This is a genomic window from Haloechinothrix halophila YIM 93223, from assembly GCF_000504245.1.
Classification (GTDB): Bacteria; Actinomycetota; Actinomycetes; order Mycobacteriales; family Pseudonocardiaceae; genus Haloechinothrix_A; species Haloechinothrix_A halophila.
Map to the genome: position 1 here is coordinate 3,113,128 of NZ_KI632509.1, position 17,265 is coordinate 3,130,392.

Annotated in this window: 18 protein-coding genes; 3 read left to right on the forward strand and 15 right to left on the reverse strand. The window is 68.8% G+C overall.

Features of this window, described 5'->3' with window-relative positions:
- Positions 1–40: 40 nt before the first annotated feature.
- Complete coding sequence (locus AMYHA_RS14270; protein ID WP_034271689.1) at positions 41–2,452, reverse strand: glycoside hydrolase family 65 protein; 2,412 nt, start codon at positions 2,450–2,452, stop codon at positions 41–43.
- On the reverse strand, positions 2,452–3,180 hold the full coding sequence (locus AMYHA_RS14275) for a beta-phosphoglucomutase family hydrolase (protein WP_034271692.1): 729 nt from the start codon (positions 3,178–3,180) through the stop codon (positions 2,452–2,454). The genes AMYHA_RS14270 and AMYHA_RS14275 overlap by 1 nt, the downstream gene beginning before the upstream one ends.
- Positions 3,181–3,484: 304 nt before the next feature.
- Here AMYHA_RS14275 and AMYHA_RS14280 point away from each other — a divergent pair, with 304 nt between their 5' ends.
- Both AMYHA_RS14280 and AMYHA_RS14285 read left to right on the forward strand, forming a co-directional pair.
- Positions 3,485–3,898, forward strand: a complete 414-nt coding sequence (locus AMYHA_RS14280) for a DUF3040 domain-containing protein (protein ID WP_034271694.1) — start codon at positions 3,485–3,487, stop codon at positions 3,896–3,898.
- Between the two features lie 138 nt (positions 3,899–4,036).
- Positions 4,037–5,305: an ATP-grasp domain-containing protein gene (locus tag AMYHA_RS14285; RefSeq protein WP_034271696.1), complete on the forward strand. Its 1,269-nt coding sequence runs from the start codon at positions 4,037–4,039 to the stop codon at positions 5,303–5,305.
- A gap of 308 nt (positions 5,306–5,613) precedes the next feature.
- Here AMYHA_RS14285 and AMYHA_RS14295 read toward each other — a convergent pair whose 3' ends face one another.
- The 12 genes from AMYHA_RS14295 to AMYHA_RS14345 all read right to left on the reverse strand — a co-directional run bounded on the left by AMYHA_RS14295 (position 5,614) and on the right by AMYHA_RS14345 (position 15,063).
- Positions 5,614–5,838, reverse strand: a complete 225-nt coding sequence (locus AMYHA_RS14295; protein WP_034271701.1) for a hypothetical protein — start codon at positions 5,836–5,838, stop codon at positions 5,614–5,616.
- A 28-nt stretch (positions 5,839–5,866) separates the two neighbouring features.
- Positions 5,867–6,232 (reverse strand): monovalent cation/H(+) antiporter subunit G, encoded by a 366-nt coding sequence (gene mnhG, locus AMYHA_RS14300; protein WP_051399915.1) that lies wholly within the window; start codon positions 6,230–6,232, stop codon positions 5,867–5,869.
- Positions 6,229–6,495: a monovalent cation/H+ antiporter complex subunit F gene (locus AMYHA_RS14305; protein ID WP_034271703.1), complete on the reverse strand. Its 267-nt coding sequence runs from the start codon at positions 6,493–6,495 to the stop codon at positions 6,229–6,231. The genes mnhG and AMYHA_RS14305 overlap by 4 nt, the downstream gene beginning before the upstream one ends.
- Positions 6,492–7,043: a Na+/H+ antiporter subunit E gene (locus tag AMYHA_RS14310; protein ID WP_051399916.1), complete on the reverse strand. Its 552-nt coding sequence runs from the start codon at positions 7,041–7,043 to the stop codon at positions 6,492–6,494. The genes AMYHA_RS14305 and AMYHA_RS14310 overlap by 4 nt, the downstream gene beginning before the upstream one ends.
- Entirely contained in the window at positions 7,040–8,554 is a 1,515-nt protein-coding gene (locus AMYHA_RS14315; RefSeq protein ID WP_196776898.1) for a Na+/H+ antiporter subunit D, read from the reverse strand. Before AMYHA_RS14315 ends, AMYHA_RS14310 begins: the two co-directional genes overlap by 4 nt.
- Entirely contained in the window at positions 8,551–8,955 is a 405-nt protein-coding gene (locus AMYHA_RS14320; protein ID WP_034271705.1) for an NADH-quinone oxidoreductase subunit K, read from the reverse strand. The genes AMYHA_RS14315 and AMYHA_RS14320 overlap by 4 nt, the downstream gene beginning before the upstream one ends.
- A complete protein-coding gene (locus AMYHA_RS14325; protein ID WP_051399917.1) occupies positions 8,955–9,494 on the reverse strand; it encodes an MnhB domain-containing protein in 540 nt (179 codons plus the stop codon). The genes AMYHA_RS14320 and AMYHA_RS14325 overlap by 1 nt, the downstream gene beginning before the upstream one ends.
- The gene (gene mbhE, locus AMYHA_RS14330) at positions 9,478–11,802 is read right to left on the reverse strand and encodes a hydrogen gas-evolving membrane-bound hydrogenase subunit E (RefSeq protein ID WP_051399918.1); all 2,325 of its coding nucleotides are present in this window, start codon (positions 11,800–11,802) and stop codon (positions 9,478–9,480) included. Before mbhE ends, AMYHA_RS14325 begins: the two co-directional genes overlap by 17 nt.
- A gap of 2 nt (positions 11,803–11,804) precedes the next feature.
- Positions 11,805–12,119, reverse strand: a complete 315-nt coding sequence (locus AMYHA_RS27430; protein WP_051399919.1) for a DUF3618 domain-containing protein — start codon at positions 12,117–12,119, stop codon at positions 11,805–11,807.
- Positions 12,116–12,541, reverse strand: coding sequence for a phage holin family protein (locus AMYHA_RS14335; protein WP_034271707.1), 426 nt, complete (start codon positions 12,539–12,541; stop codon positions 12,116–12,118). The genes AMYHA_RS27430 and AMYHA_RS14335 overlap by 4 nt, the downstream gene beginning before the upstream one ends.
- 369 nt (positions 12,542–12,910) lie before the next feature.
- Positions 12,911–14,071, reverse strand: a complete 1,161-nt coding sequence (locus tag AMYHA_RS14340; protein ID WP_051399920.1) for a DUF1015 family protein — start codon at positions 14,069–14,071, stop codon at positions 12,911–12,913.
- Positions 14,068–15,063 carry an NAD(P)-dependent oxidoreductase gene (locus AMYHA_RS14345; RefSeq protein WP_034271709.1) on the reverse strand — a complete coding sequence of 332 codons (996 nt, stop codon included), beginning with the start codon at positions 15,061–15,063 and terminating at the stop codon, positions 14,068–14,070. The genes AMYHA_RS14340 and AMYHA_RS14345 overlap by 4 nt, the downstream gene beginning before the upstream one ends.
- Before the next feature lie 276 nt (positions 15,064–15,339).
- Here AMYHA_RS14345 and AMYHA_RS14350 point away from each other — a divergent pair, with 276 nt between their 5' ends.
- The gene (locus AMYHA_RS14350; RefSeq protein WP_051399921.1) at positions 15,340–16,053 is read left to right on the forward strand and encodes a Dph6-related ATP pyrophosphatase; all 714 of its coding nucleotides are present in this window, start codon (positions 15,340–15,342) and stop codon (positions 16,051–16,053) included.
- A 40-nt stretch (positions 16,054–16,093) separates the two neighbouring features.
- Here AMYHA_RS14350 and AMYHA_RS14355 read toward each other — a convergent pair whose 3' ends face one another.
- Positions 16,094–17,251 (reverse strand): FIST signal transduction protein, encoded by a 1,158-nt coding sequence (locus AMYHA_RS14355; protein WP_034277283.1) that lies wholly within the window; start codon positions 17,249–17,251, stop codon positions 16,094–16,096.
- Positions 17,252–17,265 lie beyond the last annotated feature (14 nt).

Consider the following 17,265-nt stretch of genomic DNA (forward strand, 5'->3'; position numbering starts at 1 on the left):
CACAATAGTCCCGGCGAACCGTCTCCTACGCCCGGCGGGCCTATGCCTTCCGGAAGGCGTCGTCGCCCCGCTCGGCCATCGCGAAGCGACGTCGAACCTGCTCCGGCTGCCTGCGTGTGGGCGCGCGACCAGCAGGCTGGACGGGCCGTGGCAGCGACGGTGCTGCCGGGATCGGCATGGTGACGCCGTCCTGTCCCACGGTGACCGCGTCGTCGAAGTGGTGGATGCGCAACGACCGGCCACCGAGGAGACGATAGGTAGCCTCCGCTTCGCGCACCTCGACCAAGAGATGCGCGCGCCGGAAGCACATGCGAAAGGCGATGCGATCAAGTTCCGGCGGTAGCTGGGGCCTGAACCGGAGCTCCCCGCCGCGGTTGCGCATCCCGCCGAATCCCGCGACCACAGCGACCCACGCGCTCGCCAGCGACCCCATGTGCAATCCGTTGCGGACGTTGTGATGCAGGTCGTGCAGATCGATGAAAGCAGCCTCGGCCAGGTAGTCGTAGGCCAGCTCCAGATGCCCCACCTCGGCCGCCAGTACCGCCTGGGTTCCCGCGGACAACGAAGAGTCACGCACGGTACGCGCCTCGTAGTAGTCGAAGTTGCGCACCTTTTGCTCGTGGCTGAAGGCGTCTCCTCGCATGTGCATGGCCAGGACGAGGTCGGCCTGTTTGACCACCTGCTTGCGGTACAGGTCGAAGTACGGGTAATTCAGCAGCAATGGATAGTGATCGGCAGGAGTGCCCTCGAAGTCCCACTCCGCATACCGAGTGAAGCTCTCCGACTGGGGATGCACCCCCAGCCGGTCGTCATAGGGGACCATCATCGCGTCCGCCGCGGCGCGCCACGCCGACGTCTCGGAACCATCCACCCCGAACTGGGCAGCGACGTCGGGATGCCGGTCACAGGCATCGGCGGCTCCGGCCAAGTTCTGCTGGGCCATCAGATTGGTGTAGACGTTGTCGTCGCTCACAGCGGAATACTCGTCAGGGCCGGTGACGCCGTCGATCCGGAACTCGCCGGTCGATTCGTGGTGACCGAGCGACAGCCACAATCGCGCCGTCTCCACCAGGAGCTCTACACCGTAGTGCTGCTCGAAGTCGGTGTCCGCGGTGGCGTTGACGTACCGGATGACGGCATCCGCGATCGCGGCCCCAACGTGGAACGCGGCCGTACCCGCTGGCCAGTACGCGGAGCACTCAGCGCCGTTGATGGATCGCCACGGGAACGCCGCACCGCGCAGACCGAGCTGCCGTGCCCGCGCTCGTGCCTTGTCCAGAGTGGTGTGCCGCCATCCCAGCGCATCACGGGCCGAACCCGGCAGCGTGTAGGTCAGCATCTGCAGCACGAACGCCTCGGTGTCCCAGAACGCATGCCCGTCGTAGCCAGGCCCGGTGAGTCCCTTGCCGGCAATGGCCCTGCTCTCACCGCGGGCGCCGGCCTGCAGAACATGGAACAGTGCGAATCGAAGGGCCTGCTGCAGCTCGGGATCGCCGTCGATCTCGATGTCGGCCGAGGCCCAGAAATCATCGAGAAAGCCTCGCTGCTCGGCCAGCAAGCCATCCCACCCGGTCTGCGCCGCGCCCGCCAGCGCCGCCTCGACTTGTGCCCGCAACGCGGGAGCCGACCGCTCGGATGACCAGCCGTAACCGAGGAACTTCGTGATCGTGAACGACTCGCCGAGTGGCACGTCCACCGCTGCCGTCAGCCGGGCCAGGTCCTCTTCGGCCACGATGGTGGTCTCGAGCGAATCGGGTGCGTCGATCTCGTGGTCCATGGCGGCCGCCATCCGCAGCCCCGACATGGCGGTTCGATGCACCAGCGCCGCCCGATGGTTCATCGACGCCGCGAACTCGGCCACCAGCGGCTCCTCCAGCGCGACAGCCACCCGCGGATCCCCCGACTCGGGCTCGATCGGCTCGTTGGCGAGCAAGTCGGACTGCACGACGAGCTGGATGTCGTTGTCCAGCGGCTCGATCTGGTACCGGATAGCCGCCACCGCGCGCTGTGTGAAGGACACCAGGCGCTCGGTACGGATGCGGACGCGACGTCCGGTTGGCGAGTGCCATTCGGTAGTACGACGCAAGGTCCCGGCGCGAAAGTCGAGCACCCGCTCGTGCGAGACGGTCTCGCCATAACGCACGTCGAGCGGTTCGTCCTGCACGAGGACGCGAATGATCTTGCCGTCCGTCACGTTGACAACCGTCTGGCCGGATTCGGGGTAGCCGTAGCCTCCCTCGGCATAGGGCAATGGATGTTCTTCGTAGAACCCGTTCAGATAGGTACCCGGCAGGCCTCGAGGCTCGCCCTCCTCGAGCGTTCCCCGCATGCCGATGTGGCCATTGGACAGTGCGAACGTCGACTCCGTCCGCTCCAGTTGCGAGACGTCGAGGCCGCGCCACCGCAGCTCCCACGGATGGCACACGTAGCCCTGATCAGGTGTCGTCTGCATCAGTCCTCCAGCAGGTCGGCGAGGTCCGCAACGACCACATCGGCACCCCGCGCTCGCAGCGCCGCTGCCTGGCCTGTCCGGTCGACCCCGACCACGTAGCCGAATCCACCTGCCCTCCCAGCAGCCACGCCTGCCTGCGCGTCCTCGAACACGGCGGCGTGCTCGGGAGCCACACCCAGTTCATTCGCGGCCGCCAGAAACGCATCCGGTGCGGGCTTGCCGCGCAGTCCGTCACGGCGGATCACCACGCCATCCACCCTGGCCTGGACGAACGGTGTCAGCCCAGTCGCGTCGAGCATCGTGGCACCATTGGCCGACGAGGTCACCACGGCGATGGCGAGGCCAGCGCTCCGCGCCGCTTCAAGGAATCGGACAGATCCGGGGTACGGTTCGACCCCCTCCTCGGCGATGATGCGGTGCAGCAACTCGTTCTTCCGATTGCCGACGCCGTTGATCGTCTTGGCGCCGGGCGGGTCGTCATGGTGTCCGTTCGGCAGCTCGATTCCCCTGGACGCAAGGAATTCCCGCACCCCATCGGCACGCGTCCTGCCGTCGACGTGGGCGGCGTAGTCCTGCTCGGTGAAGGGCTCGAACTTCGGGCCGCTGTATTCGAGGAGGAAGTCGTCGAAGGTACGCCGCCACGCCAGCCGATGCAGACGCACTGTCGACGTCAGCACGCCGTCCAGGTCGAAGAGGCACGCTCGGACGGTCTCGGGCAAGCCGATCATGTCTGCTCACGGTACTGTGATCGGCCCTGTGACGCAGTCCGCGAGACGTAGCCAGGCGAGCGCGTGCCTCGACGCCGATTCGCCAGGGTGCCTCGATGCCACCCGTACGGCGCAGTTCTAGCCCGCAGATTTAACCGATTCAGTATCACCTCACCCCTGAACGGGTTTGCCGCTGACGACCGCGGTGGTACTCGTCAATACGGAAGGCCCACGCGAACCGAGCCGAACGCGAGAACCGCTCATCAGGCTCATCGAGGGCATCCGGACAACCCGCCTGCCGCCCGTGGTTTCCGGAAGGAGCACGATGCTCAACCAGCGTGATCGCCGGCAACTGGCCATCCTCGCTCGCCATCTTGCCGAGGACGATCCCGCGCTCGTTGCAGCGTTCCAAAACTGGCGGCCACCGGACACCGAGACCGATACGCGCTTCGCTCAAGTCTCCCTGGCACATCACGAAGGGCCAGGCGCGGCGCAGGCGAACCCACGGTTGCGCTCGAGGGTGGCGCTCTTGCGGTGGTGGGGAGCGATCTTCGCGGTCTGTGGTGTCGCGCTGGCCGTGCTGACCGTGCTCGGAACGACCCTCGAGACGTGGAGTGTCGTCGCGCTCGGTCTCACAGCGCTCAGCGGAGTGTTCGGGCTCGCGACGTTGGGATTCTGGCTGGCCTACCGCAACGTGGTCACCGGCCGACGGCGCGGTCGCCGGCATCGGCGACGGTGACCGCCATCGGCGACGGTGACCGCCATCGTCAGCTGATCAGCCCACACCGCGACGGCATACCACGCGTGCGGTGTGCGGCTGCGCGGCTCGGGGTATCCCGTTGTCGAGTCCATGTCACGACAGGCTCGGAGGGATGGCATGACCAGTAAGAACGTCTTCGTGCTCGGCCTTGACGAGATGAATCTCGCGACGCTGCGCGACGTCGACGCACCCGGCCTGCGGTTTCACCCGCTGCTGAGTATCGCGGAGCTGCAGGCGGACGAGATCGATCTGCCAGGGCTACTGGACAAGGCCACCGTGCAGTTGGAGGCGTTCGACGGTCCCATCGATGCGATCGTGGGTTACTGGGACTTCCCGATCAGCTCGATGGTGCCGATGCTGTGCGCCCGGTTCGGCCTGCGTAGCGCGGACCTGGACGCGGTCGTCAAATGCGAGCACAAGTACTGGAGCAGGCTGGAGCAGGCCAAGGTGATAGACGACTACCCGGCGTTCGGGCTGGTCGATCCTTTCCACGACACCGCGCCGCCCGAAGGACTCGACTATCCGATGTGGATCAAGCCGGTGAAGTCGTTCTCCTCGGAGCTGGCGTTCAAGGTGTGCGACGACGCCGAGTTCGCCAACGCCCTCGCCGAAATCCGCGACGGCATCCACCGCATCGGCGACCCGTTCGAGTATGTGCTGAGTCAGCTGGACTTGCCGGACGATATCGCGGCGATCGGCGGCAACGCCTGCCTCGCCGAGGCCGAGATCAGCGGCGCGCAGCTCACCGTCGAGGGCTATAACGACGGCACTGACATCCACATCTACGGCATCGTCGACTCGGTGCCGTACGCGGGCAGCTCCAGCTTCCTGCGCTACGAATATCCGTCAACGCTGTCCGAGGACATGATCGACCGGGCGATCGACGCATCCCGCAAGGTCATCCGCCAGATCGGCCTGGAATCGGTGGCGTTCAACATCGAGTTCTTCGCCGACCCGGTGCACGAGCGGCTGGCGCTGCTCGAGGTGAATCCGCGCCACTCGCAGTCGCACGCGCGGCTGTTCGAGCTGGTGGACGGAACACCGAACCACCAGTGCATGATCCGGCTCGCGCTCGGCCTCGATCCCGCGCTGCCCGACGGCCAGGGCCCGTACGAGCACGCGGCCAAGTGGTATCTGCGCCGCTTCGAGGACGCCTACGTGCGCAGGGTGCCCTCGGCCGAGGACATCGAGCGGGTGCAGGGCCACGTGTCCGACGCCTGGGTAGAGATCGTCATCGACGACGGTGTCTGGCTGTCCGATGCCGCGGCACAGGACAGCTACAGCTACGAGCTCGCGCACATTTTCATCGGGGCGCACAGCCAGCAAGAACTGGACGAGAAGTACGAGCAGTGCGTCGCCGGTCTGCCATTCGAATTCGACGAATAGGGCACATTCGCGGTGAACGGTTGGCATACGTCATTCACATCGCCCGATGAGACGGAGACAATGCCATGAGCACATCAGCACGGCGCGGCCGGCACGGCCCTCGGCTGCTGCGGCTGCGCGTGCCTAGCCACGTCCCGTCCGCCGGCGGAGTTGATCTCCTTTGCTCCTTGAGTAACCATATTTTGTCCGTTTTGACGGCCTATTCTGGTCAATCAGGGAGCAAAGAAGATCAAGTTGGCTGACGGCGGCGTGGCGTGCGGCGGCGCGGCGGGGCACGCGGGGCTGGCGTATCGGCGCGGGCGTGCGGGTTAGCGCTCGTCCCACTCCTCGCTGGTGACGGTCGCGTCGTCATCGTCGAAGCCCGCTGGAATCGCTTGGTCGGCGGCGTCGACGTCGCTGACCTCGCGTCCGAACATTCCGTCCGGCTGCGGGGCCCGCTCACCCTTGGCCGCCGTGCGCTGCTCAAGCGCGTCGCCAACCGGCGCCTCGTCGTCGATCTCGGGCTCGCGTGCGGTCTCATCGAAGTGTGTCACCTGTCGCGAGTACCCACTCGACCCGAGATTAAGCCTCCGGTTGGTCGTGGTCTCGCTCATCCCGGGCTTCATCGCGGTCGGCGTTGTCCCGGGCGAGGTCGTCGCGGGACAGGCCGACGACGTGCCCGGTTCGGTACGCGGTCCTGCCAATCAGCTGCGCCAGCACCGGCGCGGTGATCACCTGAAACAGCGCGACCAGCGCGAGGCCGGCAGCCGTCTTCGGGTCAAGCCGCAGCGCTGCCGCTACCAGGATGAGCAGCAAACCCAACGTCTGCGGCTTCGTGGCCGCCTGGACCCTGCTCATCACGTCGGGAAAGCGCACAAGCCCGATCGCGCCCGCAAGGCCAATCAGGCCGCCAGCGACCAGCAGCACGGCCGAGACCACGTCGATCATCGGTGCCTCCGCCGTTCCACGATCGTCCTGACCACCGTGAGCGAGCCGACGAAGCCGACCAACGCCACGGTCAGCGGCAGCGCCAGCTCCCCCGACCGCCCTGTCATGGCCATGTTGGTCACGACACCCGCCACGATCAGCACGACAATCGTCTCCAGCGCCACGATCCGATCCAGCGTGGAAGGACCTCGCAACAGTCGTCCCATCGCAAGCAGCACCGCGGCGGCGAGCAGCCCGAACGTCACCGTGACCACCGTCGTCATTGGCTCACCTCCCGGTCCGTCCCGACATCGGCCCGCGTCCCGAACGTGCGCAGCACCAGCCGCTGCAACCGGTACGCGGTGGTGCGCACCTGCGCCACATCCTCGGCGCCCGCCGTGCCCAGCGCGTGCACGTAGCACCGTCGCTCGGTCCGGTCGATCGCCACGACGAAGGTGCCCGGCGAGAGCGTCAGCAGGTTCGCCGCGATCGCGGTGGGCACGTCGTCGTCGCTGAGCAGCTCGACCGCGACGATCGCCGTCCGCACCCTGCCGCCGTGTCGTACCGCATCCCAGCCCACTCGCACCCCGGAGACCGCGACGTCGGACAGCACGAACCCGGTGAGCAGCACGAGCGGCCCCGGCCGCACCACCAGCCGTTCGGCCACGTCAGGCAGCGGAAACAGCACCACGATGGCCACCGCGACAGCGATCCCGGACGTCACCGCCAGCGGCGTCACCTCCCACCACAGCACCAGCCAGACCGCGACCAGCCACAGCAGCGTCGGGCCACGGCGTGGCAGCCGTCCCCAGCGAGGCGTCGCCGATGTCATCGCTGACCTCCCAGCACGGCCGACCGGTACGACGTCACGTCGAGCACGTGAGTCGCGGCGCGATCGGCAACGGCGGACAGCGGCCCAGCGAACGCGGCCATCGCCACGCCGGCACCGATGAGCAGGGTGCAGGCCGTGGTCATCACCGGCGACAACTCGGCATCTGAGCGCTCCGCGTCAGCATCGCCCTCGCGTGCACCGCCCCAGAACGCGATCACCCACACCCTGGCGAGGGCGTACAGCGTCACGAAGCTGACGACGACAGCGGCGCCCGCGAGCACCACGCCCAGTTCGTCATCGCTCGCGGCACCGCCACGCAGCAGCGTGACCTTGGCGAGAAACCCGGACAGTGGTGGCAACCCGGCCAGATTGACCGCCCCGATCGCGAACAACGTCGCGAGCAAGGGCCGCTGCCGCGCCACGCCACCCGGCATCCGGCGCAGCGACGTCGCCCCGGTGTGCCTCGCGACAAGCCCCAGCACCAGGAACAGCCCTGCCTGCACCGTGATGTGGTGCAGCGCGTAGAGAATCGCCCCGGTCAGGCCCGCCTTACTGAACAGGCCGAGCCCGAACAGCATGTACCCGATGTGGCTGACGAGCAGGAACGACAACATCCGGTTGACATCATCCTGCGCCACCGCGCCCAGTGCGCCGAGCAGCATCGTCACCAGCGCGGCGACCAGCAGCACGTGCCAGACGTCGTGGTGAGCGAACACCGCCGTCTGCACCCGGATGAGCGCGTAGACACCCACTTTCGTCAGCAACCCCGCGAATACCGCCGTCACTGGCGCGGGCGCGGTTGGATAGCTGTCCGGCAGCCAGAAGTGCAGCGGCACGATCGCGGCCTTGATGCCGATCACGGTCAGGAACAGCAGGCTCAACGCGCCGCGCATCCCGGGGTCAACGTCTGCCAGCTTCTCACCGAGGTCAGCGAAGTTCACCGTGCCCGTCGCCGCGTAGACCAGCGCGATCAGGGTGATGAACAGCAACGTCGATGTCAGCCCGGTGATCACGTACGTCATCGCCGCGCGCACCCGGTCCGCCGTCACGCCCCGCGTGATGAGCACGTACGAGGCGGTGAGCATCAGTTCGAATGCCACGAACAGCGTGAACAGGTCCCCGGTCAGATACGCCAGCATCACGCCTGCGCTGAGCACTAGGTAGACCGGATGAAACGAGGTGGTCACGGTGGGACCGTGATCGGCGACGCGCTGCCCGAGCGCGTACAGCAGCACCGCGATGGTCACCACGGCCGAGACCAGCACCATCAGCGCGGACAGCCGGTCGGCGACCAGCGTGATGCCCGCCGGCGGCGGGTAGCCGCCGAGCCGCAGGACCACCGTGCCGTTGGCGTCCACGACGACGAGCAGCACTGCGGCGTCGACAAGCACCGCGCCGAGCGCGACACCGCTAACCACCCGCTGCGCGTGCCGGACCCGGCTGACCAGCAGCGACACCCCTGCCGCCAGCAGTGGTAGCAGGGCGGGCACCGCGACGAGCAGGCCGGTCACTGCCCGTCCTCCCGCAACGAGATCACCGACGCTGGCTCGTCCTCGCTCTCCGGCGCCTGCCTGATCCGGCGATCCTCGACGTCGTCTCGCACCTCGTCGTCGTTGAGCAGCACCGAGGACCGATAGGCGAGCGCGAGCAGCAACACGGTGACGGCGAAGGTGATCACGATCGCGGTGAGCGCCATCGCCTGTGGCAGCGGGTCAGACACCGCGCCGATCGGCGTGCCCGCCGTGGCCGGTTCGCCCGCCGGTCCGCCCGCCGCCTGCAGGAACAGGTTGGCGCCGTGGCCGACGAGCACGATGCCCAGCAGCACCCGCATCAGCGAGCGCTGCATCAACAGGTAGAAGCCAGCGCTGTAGATCACGGCGAGCGCGACGACAAGGGTCGTGTTGATCGGCACTACTCCTCCTCCCCTTCACTCGCGTGCACCCCGGCACCGAGCGTGCGCAGCAGATCGAGCACGGCGCCGAGGACGAGCAGGTACACCCCGACGTCGAGCGCCAGGTTGCTGCTGAGGGTGATCTCGGTGCCCCACGGCGGATGCAGTGTCAGCGAGCCCGAGGCCAGCACCGGCGCGCCGAAGGCGGCAGGCAGCAGCGCGACGACAGTGGTGAGGCCGAGCCCCGCGCCGGTCAACGCGAGCGGCCGGATGCGGACCGCCGAGGACAGCTCCGCGCTGCCCGCGACGACGTAGCGCAACACGAACGCCAGTCCCGCAACGAGGCCGCCCGCGAAGCCACCGCCGAGGGCGTAGTGGCCCGCGAACAGCAGGTGCACCGACAGCAGCAACACCGTTGGGAAGACCGCGCGGGCAGTGACCTCAAGGACAACGGATCGCCGCAGCGGCGGCTGCTCCGCGACGGCAAGCAGCCACGGCTGCCGGGGTGTGTCCCTGTCCTCGGGGCCCTGCGGGACATCGCGATCACTGCTCGACGCCATCGGCCTCACCATCCACCCGATCCGTGAGTTCGTCGGCGCGCCGCTGGGGCGGTTCGAAGTGCCGGACCGCCCTGCTGGCGGCCATGATCAACCCCGCTGCGCCGGTGACAGCGACGACGAGCACGCTGATCTCGCCGATCGTGTCCATCGCCCGGTAGTCGACGAGGACCGCGGTGACCACATTGGACGCGCCGGTGTCGTCTTTGGCGTGCCGCAGGTAGTACGCACTGGCCTCGGCCGTCGCACCGCGCTGGCCGGACAGCAGCACCGCACCGACCGCGACGACGCCACCACCGATCACCGCGATCGTCGCCTTGAGCCACCGGAACGTCGCCGTGGGGCGGGCGGTCTCGCGCGAACTCCCCCTGCCGGCGTCACTGGCGTTGTCGTTCGCGGTGTCATGCCCGCCCGTGAAGGCAGCGGGGAACTGACGCAGCACCAAGACAAACACCACCAAGCTCAGCGTCTCGATCAGGAACTGCGCCAGCGCGAGATCGATCGCGCCGTGCACGAGGAACAGGGCGCCGATCGAGTAGCCAGCGCTGCCGATGAAGAGCACTGCGGTGAGCCTGCGCCGCGCGGCGAGTACCCCGGCGCAGCCGAGCACGATGATCCCGGCGAGCGGAACCTGCACCCACACGTCCCAAGGCCGCAGCCCCTCCGCGACGCCGTTGCCCGTGACCAGCATGGCGGCGGGCACCGCGAGCACCGTCAGCAAGGTGACCCCGAGGTAGGCCGGCAGCGACCCGACCTGGGTGCGCCCGGTGACCGCGCGGGCGAACGCGTCGAAGCCGTGCACTGTGTGGGCATAACCGCGTTGTGCGTCCAATAGCCGGGGCAACCGCCGCACCAGCGGCGACGCCAGATAGAGCACGTAGCCCGTCAGCAGCACCAGCGCCGACAGCGCCAGCGTCGGTGTCAGGCCGTGCCACAACTCGAGCTTGTAGCCGTGATGATCGGGCAGCACGTCCGCATAGGGCGTCATGACGTCGTATACGGAGCTGGTGGCGACCGCGAGCACCAGGCTCGCCACCGCGGGCACGGCGACCGCGAGCAACGGCGGCCACGGTGTGGCGCCCGTGCTGACTGGGACGTCCGGTTTGGTGGCGAACGTGCCCCAGAGGTACCGGATCGAGTAGGCGACGGTGAGCATCGTCCCGGCCACGATCATCACCAACACCACCGCGTCGGCGCCGCTGCCGAGGAAGGCCTCGAACGAGGCCTCTTTCGCGACGAACCCGAGCAGCGGTGGCAGCCCGGCCATCGACGCCGCCGCGAGCACGGCTGCCGCCGCAAGCAGCGGCCACCTCCTGCCGACCCCGGACAACTCCCCGATCAAGCGGGTGCCGGTCGTCTTCTCCACCGCACCCGTTGTGAGAAACAGCGCCGACTTGAACAGCGCGTGCGCCACAAGCAGCGTCATTCCCGCCAGCGCCGCGGTGCGCGTACCCCAGCCGAACAACACCAGCAACAACCCGAGCTGGCTGATCGTGCCATAGGCCAGCAGCAGTTTGAGATCGTCGGTCCGCAACGCGCGGTAGCCGCCGAGCAGCAACGACGCCAGCCCGACGACGGTCACTATCCCGACGAAGAGCGGGTTCGGCGCGAAGCCGGGCGCGAGCCTGGCCACCAAGTACACGCCCGCCTTGACCATCGCCGCCGCGTGGAGGTAGGCGCTCACCGGTGTTGGCGCCACCATCGCGGCCGGCAGCCAGGAGTGCAGCGGCACCTGCGCCGACTTCGCCAGTGCCCCGATCAGTACCAGCACCAAGGCGACGTCGACCGCGGAGCCGGTTGGCGCGGCGGCCACGATGCCCGACAATCGCCAGGTTCCCGCCGCCTCCCCCAGCATGACCAGTCCGAGCAGCATGGCGAAACCACCGAGCGTGGTGACCAGCAGCGCCTGAACAGCGTGTCGGCGCCGGTCGCTCGACCGGCCCGGCCCGCCGATGAGCAGGAACGAGCACAGCGTCGTCAGTTCCCAGAAGAGATACAGCCCGACGATGTCGTCGGCGAGCACGAGCCCGAGCATCGCCCCGGCGAACGCGACCAGCACCACTGTCTCGCGTGCGGTGCCTCGCTCACCGCGGCCGTACCAGCCCTGGTAGGCGAGTACGACGGCGCCGATCCCGGTGACGATCAGCGCCATGACGAGCGAGAGGGTGTCCACCCGGAAGCTGAGTTCGATACCGAGCGGGCTCGCCCACGGCACTGTCGCCGTCGCCGGTTCCACCCCGCCCAGCCACAGGTGCGCGACCGCGAGCCACACGAAGGCCGCGGCGGGCGGCACCGCCCCCACCGCGGCCACGATCAGCGGTTCCGCAAGCGTTTGACGACGATCAGCGTCGCGATCAGGCCGAGCAAACCAAGCGTGGACGCGCCGACCACGGCGGGATGGCGCTGCGCTGAAGCGACCTGCCGCCGCATCGACTCGCTGGTGCGGGTCTTGACGTCCAGCTTCCGCGCGAGCTCCGACACCGTGTCGGCCAGCTCCTCGCGGGTCAGCTCGACGTCCTGCCGCAGGTCCGCCACGGTCGGCGTGCTGCCCGGCATGGTCTTCTCTTCGGTCCGTTGGTCTGATTCCCGCTCGGGCAGGTGGTCCGTGCGCCGCGGTATCTCGGTCATCGCCGTGCACCTTCCTTCACCGTCTCGACGTCTGTCTTGACGCTGGTGATGGTGTCCTCCGGTGTCGGTGGCGCCGCCTTACGCACCAGCAGCGCGCCGATGAGGCCGAGGACGGCGCCGAGCACCACCAGGCCACCACCAACAATGAGCGCGGCGGCCCAGCCCGGCAGGGCGATGGCGATCACCATGATCAGCGCGGCGAGGAGACCCGCGCCGCCATACAGGGCGATGACGCCGGCCGCGGCGAGCAAGCCAGCACCGGCCGCGGCGCGCTTGGCCTTCGCGGTCACCTCATGGACGGCCAGCTTCGCCTCGGCCCGCATCAGGTGCGAGGTCTGTTGCGAGACGTCCTTCACCAAGTGAGCGGTCGAACGTTCGTGTCCGTTGTCGTTGGCCTCGACGGTTGTCTCCGTGGCTGTCATGCCAACCTCCCTTCTCCGGCCGATCGCGTGCGGCGTCCGAGACTCGCCGAGCCGGTCGATCGGTCCCGCTGGCCGCAGCGCGACGTGCTCATGTCCTCCGACTGGGCACGTCTATCGGCGCCGCCACTGGTGGGCGGTCTCTCTGATCGCTCGGGTACCCGGTAGCCGGAATGGTCAATCGACCACGGACGTGGGACGTCATTCGCAACGCCCTGACCTGCGCGACCGGGTCGTGCGGGCGCGGCGCCGTCACCGGGGCGGGAAGCGTCGCGCGGGGCTGTGGTGACTGGACGAACGCCGTAGACCGGTCAGCCGAACCGCGTGCCGCATCAGCGCACCCCGCCGAGCAGGTGCTGTCGCCGTGGGTCGCTATCCGAGGTCGCGCAGGAACGGCCCGGCGCGCGCCTTGGGGTCGAACCACGTCGACTTCGGCGGCATGACCTTGCCCGCGTCCGCGACCGCGAAAAGGTCAGCCACGCTGGGCGGGTGGAGCAGGAAGCCGATCGCGTTGTGGTCGGCGCACCAGTCGGCGACTCCGCGCGCATCCTGGTTACCGGGCAGCGGCAAGACGCGCGTCCCTGTCGCCCCCGCCAGCGGGCCGAGCACGCCTTCCTCTAGCACCGTGACGTCCAGCGACGCACAGGGATCGGCCGACCGAGGCACCCGCAGCCGTAGCCGGTACCAGTGGCCGTCCAGCCACACCGCCACGGTCCCCGGCTCGATCGAGACGTCATCGGACAGGCACTGCCGAAGTGACTCGGTCGCGGGCTGGGACGCCAGCACGTCGAGCAGATCAGATGCGGACACACCGCCGGGGCGAGGCAGGCAGCGGTGGTAGCCCAGCAGCCGGAGCTGATCGGCGGGAAAGAGCACCCCGAGCACGGCGTCGTCGCCGCCGCCAAGGTGATGGGTGGCGTACCGTTCGGCGGCGGCCATGCGGTGATGCCCGTCGGCGATGTAGAGGGTGTCGATGTCGCTGATATCGGCGCGGATGTCGTCAGCCAGTGCACCGGGCTGCTCGATCCAGACCGACTGCGAGACGTTGTCCCCGGCCAACTCGACGTCCGGTGGCCGCTGGGTGATGCTCGCGGTCAGTGCCCCGAGCCGGGGCCGGGGCTGGTGGGTCAGCATGATCGGGACGAGCTCGCACCGCGTCGCCGCGAGTAATTCTTCGAGCCTGCGCACGCGCTCCGGCTGGGTCGCCTCGTGACGGCGCACCCGACCGGCGCGGTAGTCCCGGATGCCGATATCGGCGAGCACTCCGGTCTGCGCGTGGCCGTCCACCGCAAGGCGATACACGATCACCGCCCCATCGGGCGGCTGCGTGAACAGCTCCTGTCTGGCGAGCTGCCGCAGCCGCGCCGCATCCATGCGGGCCGCCTCCAGTGAGCCGCCGGTGAGCGTGGCGTCCAGTTCGGACAGTCGTGCCGCCTGGCGTTGGTTCGCGACCAATACCCGGGGCGAGCTCGGCGCGACCAGGGGTGCCTCCGGCGCGGCGAGGACGTCGACGTTCCGGGATGGCGAGTTCATGACCGCCCCGCGTACGCGAGCGAAGATGTGTCGGGAGTGACGCGGTGCAACATCCGTCCCCGTTCGTACTCCTGGATCATGTGCACCACCTCGTCGGCGATGGCCTGCTGCGCCTGCTCGGTGGACGCTCCGATGTGGTGGGTGCCGTAGACGTTCGGGTGCCGCGCGAGCGGAGAGTCGATCGTGCCGGTCGACTGTCCTGGTTCGTCGTCGAAGACGTCGAGTCCCGCCCGGACACCCTTGGTATCCATGGCTTCGATCAGCGCGTCCTCGTCGATGACGTCGGAGCGCGAGGTGTTCAGCACGAATGTCCCCGGCCGCACGCGCGCCAGCAGCTCGCGCCCGACGAGACGCCGGGTGTCCGCCGTGGCCGGAACGTGGAACGACAGGACGTCGCAGGTGTCGGCCAGCGTCTCGATGCTGTCGACGAAGCTGACCCCGGCCGCGCGAGCGCGGTCCGCCAGGTGCCGGGGCCGCCCCGACTTCGCCACGGCGTAGACGTGCGCGCCGAACGCCGTCGCCCGTTCGGCGAACGCGAGCCCGATCTGCCCGAGCCCGACGACACCGACCCGTCGCCCGAGGATGCCGCGCGCGGCGGCGTAGCGCTTCTTGTCCCAGCGCCCGGCGCGGAGGTCCGCGACGGCATCGGGGACGTTGCGGTCCAGCGCGAGCAGCAAGGCGAAGGTCAACTCCGCCACGGCGACGGCGTTGCGGCCGGGGACGTTGCACACGGCGATGCCGCGCTCGGCAGCCGCCGTGCAGTCGATGGTGTTCGTGCCCGAGCCGGCCCTGATCACCAGTCGCAGGTTCGTGGCACGTGCGATGGTTTCCGCCGTCACCCGGGTGCTCCGGACGACGAGCACGTCGTGGCCACCCACGGCGTGCGGGAGCGCATCGGCCGTCGTATCGGACTGGTGGGTGACCTGGTGGCCGTCGCGACGGAGCGCGGTGACGGCGTCGTCGGGAAAGGTGTCGGCAATCAGGATCCGCATGAAGCACCCCTCGCTATGGGTTGCGCTATTCACAACCGTTGCGTATTACGCCATGGTCGCGCGGTATCGGGGTACACGTCAAGGGTGGGATGCGACGTGGGCGGGCCGGGTTGTCGCCGAGCCGTTGCTCGCGCCGCGCGCCACCGCCAGCCTCCATGGATCTTGATGCTGTTTGGTCATACGTATCGCCTAACAGCATCAAGATCGCGGCCGGGCCCGCCCGCACAAGCGGGTGGGCCCCAGGCGCAACCGCCGTGGCCCTCGTGCGCTTCGCACGTGGCCAACCGCGCGGGCGTGTGGTACCCCGGAATCGTGGAGACCGGGCCGGTGGCGTTGTCGTGGAGCGGTGGCAAGGACAGCCTGCTCGCGCTGGCTGAGCTCACCGCGCACGGCGTCGATGTCGCTGAGCTGCTGATCAACGTCGTGGACAGCACCAGCCACGCCGTGATGCACGACGTCCCCGCCGAGCTACTGCACGAGCAGGCATCGGCGCTCGGACTCCCCTGTCGCGAAATCCAGTTACCCGAGCACGCCAGCAACGCCGAGTATGAGACCGCCATCGCCACCGCGATGCGGGCGCTGCGCGCGGACGGCGTCACGCGCGTGGCGTTCGGGGACCTGCACCTGACGGACGTGCGCGCCTACCGCGAGGCACAGCTCGGCGCGCTCGGCATCGAGGCGCTCTTTCCGTTGTGGGGCCGCGATACCACGCACCTGATGGCGCAGCTGCTGCGTGAGCGGCACCGGGCGGTCGTCGTCTGCGTCGACACCGACCAGCTCGACGGCGCGTACTGCGGCCGGGACGTGGACGAACAGTTCCTCACGGACCTCCCGGCAGAGGTCGATCCCGCCGGCGAGAACGGCGAGTACCACACGTTCGTGTTCGCCAGTCCGCTGTTCGCCCGAGAAGTCGGTATCCGCAGGGGCGAACAGACAACGAAACTGGGGCGGTACCGCTACCAGGACCTGCGGTCCGCAGGCCAGGAATGACCCAGGACTGACGCCGAGGCTGCCGGGCCACGCCGGTGCGCTACTCCGAGACGAACAGCGCCAGCGACGCCGTGAACCCGTGCAACGCGTTGCGCCCGGCGACCGGTCCCAACTCCCCCGCGGCGAAGAACCCCGCCATCGGAATCCCGCCGAGCGAGTCCGCGATGAGTGCCGCGTCGTGGTCGGCGACGTCGAACATCCGGCTGCCTCGGCCATTGCAGGTGAACAGCAGCGCACCAGCCGGTCGACGAGGCGTCTCCGCGATCACGTTCCTGAGCCGCTCGCGCAGGTCCTCCTCCGCGCTCGCGGCGTCGCGGACCTGGAACCGTACCGTGGTGCCCACCTCAACGGCGTCGCCCACCTGGATGGCGCCAGATTCCTGGTCCGCGCCGAGAATCGCCCTGACAAGGAAGTCGCCGCGCTGCGGGTCGTCGACATACTCATCTACCAGGATGCCGATCTGCGGTCCGCGTTCGGCGGCGTCGCGCTGGTCATCGGGCAGTGCTGCGATGCTCTCCCGCAGCCGATCCAGCGGCGGGCGTCCGCCGAGGCCGGTCAGCACGGTGCCACTGCTGCCGGTGACGGTGTAGGGCTCGCCGATCGGCCGGCAACCTTGCGAGACCACGGTCAGCCCGCGCCAGCCCGGCAGCCGCACGCCGACCGCGCCGGAGTCAACCACGTCACCGTCGCGGAACAACCGGCATCCACCGGGCCCGCCACCCCCGCTGACCATGCCGCCCATGATCCGCACGCCGGGCCGATGCGCGTTGAGGTGGTCCAGCAGCACATCCGCGGGGAATGAGTACGGATCGGGTAGTAGCAGGTGGAAGTCATCATTCGCGTGGCCGAACTCGTATCCCGCGAACAGGCCGCCGGAGGGCGTGCGGACGAACTCCAGGTGGAACGTTTCCACCCGCTCGGCCGACGACGCCAGCCACACCGCGACGGATGGCTCCCCTTCGAGCTCGCGGGCGTTCGCGACGACCGTCTCCGCAACGCACCCGATGAGCGCGTCCGGCGCGGCGGTGTCGTGTACGGCGGCGAGGACGTCCATCGCGTCGTCGCGGTACTCCGGCGAGGTCAGTAGCACCGCGAACGTCGCGGGCTCGTCGTTGAGCCCGGCGAGCGCCGTCGTCGTGGCTTCGGACGCCGCCTCGCTGGGGTCCCGCACCGTCGAGACTCCGACACCGATTCGCACCCATCCATCGTGCA

Bases quoted from the DNA above. Each gene is read 5' to 3' on its own strand.
- AMYHA_RS14280 (WP_034271694.1), top strand. From the start codon at position 3,485: ATGCTCAACCAGCGTGATCGCCGGCAACTGGCCATCCTCGCTCGCCAT.
- AMYHA_RS14345 (WP_034271709.1), bottom strand. From the start codon at position 15,063: ATGCGGATCCTGATTGCCGACACCTTTCCCGACGACGCCGTCACCGCG.
- AMYHA_RS27430 (WP_051399919.1), bottom strand. From the start codon at position 12,119: ATGACCGAGATACCGCGGCGCACGGACCACCTGCCCGAGCGGGAATCA.
- AMYHA_RS14340 (WP_051399920.1), bottom strand. From the start codon at position 14,071: ATGAACTCGCCATCCCGGAACGTCGACGTCCTCGCCGCGCCGGAGGCA.
- AMYHA_RS14305 (WP_034271703.1), bottom strand. From the start codon at position 6,495: ATGACGACGGTGGTCACGGTGACGTTCGGGCTGCTCGCCGCCGCGGTG.
- AMYHA_RS14310 (WP_051399916.1), bottom strand. From the start codon at position 7,043: ATGACATCGGCGACGCCTCGCTGGGGACGGCTGCCACGCCGTGGCCCG.
- AMYHA_RS14325 (WP_051399917.1), bottom strand. From the start codon at position 9,494: ATGGCGTCGAGCAGTGATCGCGATGTCCCGCAGGGCCCCGAGGACAGG.
- AMYHA_RS14270 (WP_034271689.1), bottom strand. From the start codon at position 2,452: ATGCAGACGACACCTGATCAGGGCTACGTGTGCCATCCGTGGGAGCTG.
- AMYHA_RS14335 (WP_034271707.1), bottom strand. From the start codon at position 12,541: ATGACAGCCACGGAGACAACCGTCGAGGCCAACGACAACGGACACGAA.
- mnhG (WP_051399915.1), bottom strand. From the start codon at position 6,232: ATGATCGACGTGGTCTCGGCCGTGCTGCTGGTCGCTGGCGGCCTGATT.
- AMYHA_RS14275 (WP_034271692.1), bottom strand. From the start codon at position 3,180: ATGATCGGCTTGCCCGAGACCGTCCGAGCGTGCCTCTTCGACCTGGAC.
- AMYHA_RS14285 (WP_034271696.1), top strand. From the start codon at position 4,037: ATGACCAGTAAGAACGTCTTCGTGCTCGGCCTTGACGAGATGAATCTC.